Here is a 3,452-nt window from a genome sequence, read left to right as displayed (position 1 = left end):
TGCCTAGCAGGTATACGACCACAAATCACCGAACGGATGGGATTTGATCTACATCACCGTTATTGCGAATGACTTGCATTAGCGGAAAAGGATTGCTAGCCGCCCCTATCCTTTCCGTTGTTGAGGTTAGTCACTTGCGCCATCCCCATAAGCTTGCCCTGCTTGCATCTGCTTCATTGACCTTGCTTAACCAGCCCGTGATGGCCCAGCCGGCTGACACGGATACCGTTCAGGCGGCGCAAGCCTACTCGGCAAATGAAATCGTTGTGACAGCGGCGCGCAGCATCCTTCCGGCAAACGCCTTGCCGCTGACCGTGGATGTGATCGGCAAGGACGACCTTGACCAGCAGGTGTCGATATCGGGTTCGGTGACCGATGCGGTTGCCACCCTGACCCCATCCTTCTCTCCCACCCGGCAAAAGCTTTCGGGTGCGGGTGAGACCCTGCGCGGGCGTTCGCCGCTCTACGCGATCAACGGCATCCCGCAATCGACGCCGCTGCGCGACGGCAGCCGCGATGGCTTCACTATCGATGCCTTCTTCGTTGACCGGGTCGAGCTGATTTTCGGTTCGAACGCGCTTCAGGGCATCGGCGGCACGGGCGGTATCGTCAACCAGGTCACCGTCGGCGCCCCGCGCGATGACGGCATCAGCGGCCGTGCGCTCATCCAGGGCACCGCCGGCGACGGCCTTGACGGGGACGGCATCAGCGGCAAGACCGCGGGCCTCGTCCAGTACAAGAGCGAGCGCTTCGATGCGACCTTCGGTGCCGCCTATGAAATGCGCGGTGTCTTCTATGACGGGGACGGTCGCCGCATCGGCATCAACCTGACCCAGGGTGAAACGCAGGACTCCGCATCGCTCTCGCTGTTTGGCCGCTTCGGCTATGCGCTGAGCGACACGGCGCGGCTCGATCTGATCGCCAGCCGCTTCGAATTGAAGGGCGACGGTGACTTCGTCGCGGTGAACGGCAATCGCACTGCCGGCCTGCCGACCAGCGCCGTAATAGGCACGCCCCCCGGCGTTCCCGCCGCCAACCTTACCGAGAGCCTTGCCCTGTCTCTCACCGATAGCGCGCTGTGGGGCGGGAACCTCGTCAGCCAGGTATTCTGGAACCGCAGCCGTGACACCTTCGGCGGCGAGATCGCCCCGATCGCGACCTTCCAGGACGTACTGATCGCCCCGGTCGGCACTCTGTTCGACCAGTCGCAGAACCGCAGCCGCAAGTTCGGCGGCAAGGTCAGCTACGAGCGCGAAATGCCCGGCTTCGAGGCGTTGACCGCCATCGTCGGTTTCGACGCGCTGTGGGACCGCACCGAACAGCGCCTGATAGCCACCGATCGCGTCTGGGTGCCGCCCACCGACTTTCGTAGCCTCGCGCCCTTCGCCCAGGCCAATCTCGCCCTGTTCGACAAGGTCCTGCGCCTGGCTGCTGGCGTTCGGTACGAGGACGTGCGCATCACCATCGATGATTACACTACGCTCGCCACCTCGAACCGCGTGCTCGTCTCGGGTGGCAGCCCGCGCTTTTCCGACACTCTGTTCAACGGCGGTGTCGTCGTCGAGCCGGTTCCCGGCATTCGCGCTTATGCCAGCTATGCCGAGGGCTATACCGTACCGGACGTCGGCCGCATCACCCGCGCGGTGAACCGGACAGGCGTCGACATCGACACCTTCCTCGACATCAGCCCGATCGTCTCCAACAACCGCGAGGTCGGGATCGAGGTGAAGCAGGGGCCGCTCGATGCTTCGGCCACCTATTTCTGGTCCTCGTCGGACAATGGTCAGCTGCTCATCGCCCGGCCCGACGGCATCTTCGACGTCCAGCGCCAGCGGGTGAAGATCGAGGGTATCGAGATCAACCTCGCCGTGAAGATGCCCATCGAGGGCCTTAAGCTGAGCACCGGCTATGCCCACCTTTCGGGCCGCTATGACAGCAACGGCGATGACGTGGTCGATACCGATCTCGACGGCGCGAACATCTCACCCGACCGGCTCAACCTTGCCGCGAGCTATGTAAAGGGGCCGCTCTCGGCGCGCGTGCAGACGCAGATCTATCTCTCGCGCAGTTTCAAGGGACTGGTGCGTGATGCCCGCAACGATTTCGGCGGATATACGCTGACCGACGCCAGCCTGCGCTACCAGACGGGCATCGGCGCGCTGACCTTCAGCGTCCAGAACCTGTTCGACCGCCAGTACATCACCTATGCCAGCGATACGCAGCGACCGACCGACAACACATTCTACTTTGCCGGCCAGGGGCGCACCTTCACGCTCGGCTGGGACTATCGGTTCTAGACCATGAAGCTGCTCGACCTTCTCCACCGCTGGGGCGGCGGACTGCTGGGATTGATCCTGGCAGTGCTGGGCCTGAGCGGCGCGATACTGGTTCACAAGGAAGAGTGGATCGGCTTGCCCCATGCCGCAGATGCGCGAGTGACCGATCCGGCGCAGCTTGGCCAGCTGGCTGATCGCCTGCTGGCCGGGGCAAGCGGAGGCGAAAGCATTGTCTTCGCCAGCGACCGTTTCGGCCTTGTCCAGCTTCGCGACGGCGCGGGCGGGCTCTATGCTACGCAGACGGGAGAAGCCGTGGCCCGCTGGTCGAGACAGTGGGAGCGGCCCGAGCTGTGGCTGTTTGACCTGCACCACCACCTGTTCACCGGCGAAGCGGGCGAAACCGTGATCGGCGTCGCCGGTCTTGCCGCGATGATCTTCGTCGTTACCGGGGCGATCTTGTGGTGGCGCACGCGGCGGACCTTCCGGTTCCGGCTCTGGCCGGCGCGGATGACCGGTCCGGCCATCAGGATGCAGCATCGGGACCTTGGAATCATCGCCGCTCCCGTCCTGTTCCTGATTGCGCTCACCGGCACGATGATGATCTTCCGCCCGGTTGCCGGCGCGGTTCTGGCCCCGCTTTCCTCCTCGTCAGCGATCGAGGCCGATCTCAAGGCACCGCGCTTTTCCGCAGGGCCTCTCGCACCCGATCTTGACTGGCAGGCGATCGTGGTGGCCGCGCACCGTGCCTATCCCGACGCACAATTGCGCATCGTCGCGGTGCCCAAGAAATCCGGCGATCCGGTTACGATCCGCATGAAGCGCGCGGCCGAGTGGCTGCCCAATGGGCGCACAATGCTGTGGTTCGACCCAGCGAGCGGCGCCCTACTTTCCAGCCGCGACGCCCTTAAGATGCAGTCGGGGACGCAAGCGTTCAACATGGCCTACCCAATCCACGCGGGGAAAGTAGGTGGGATCGCTTATCGGCTTCTGCTCACTGTTACCGGGCTAGCCTTGGCTTTGCTTGGAGCGTTTTCGACGTGGAGCTTCTGGTTTCGTAGAAGGTAAGGGTCACGACCCGCTGACAAAGCAGTCGTTGAGAGCTGATTTGGCTAGCCCCCAAACTTGCCTGCCAGTCTCCAACCGCCCGGTGATTTGTGGTCATATACCTGCTAGGCG

Annotated in this window: 2 protein-coding genes; both read left to right on the top strand. The window is 63.5% G+C overall.

Features of this window, described 5'->3' with window-relative positions:
• Positions 1 to 200: 200 nt before the first annotated feature.
• Positions 201 to 2,297 (top strand): TonB-dependent receptor, encoded by a 2,097-nt coding sequence (locus WG900_RS20000; protein WP_339970121.1) that lies wholly within the window; start codon positions 201 to 203, stop codon positions 2,295 to 2,297.
• Positions 2,298 to 2,300: 3 nt separating this feature from the next.
• Positions 2,301 to 3,341: a PepSY-associated TM helix domain-containing protein gene (locus tag WG900_RS19995; protein ID WP_339970120.1), complete on the top strand. Its 1,041-nt coding sequence runs from the start codon at positions 2,301 to 2,303 to the stop codon at positions 3,339 to 3,341.
• Positions 3,342 to 3,452 lie beyond the last annotated feature (111 nt).

This window comes from Novosphingobium aquae, assembly GCF_037572715.1.
In the GTDB taxonomy this organism is placed as follows: Bacteria; Pseudomonadota; Alphaproteobacteria; order Sphingomonadales; family Sphingomonadaceae; genus Novosphingobium; species Novosphingobium aquae.
The sequence above is the reverse complement of the archived record's forward strand: the minus strand, read 5'-3'. Positions and strand labels throughout refer to the sequence as shown.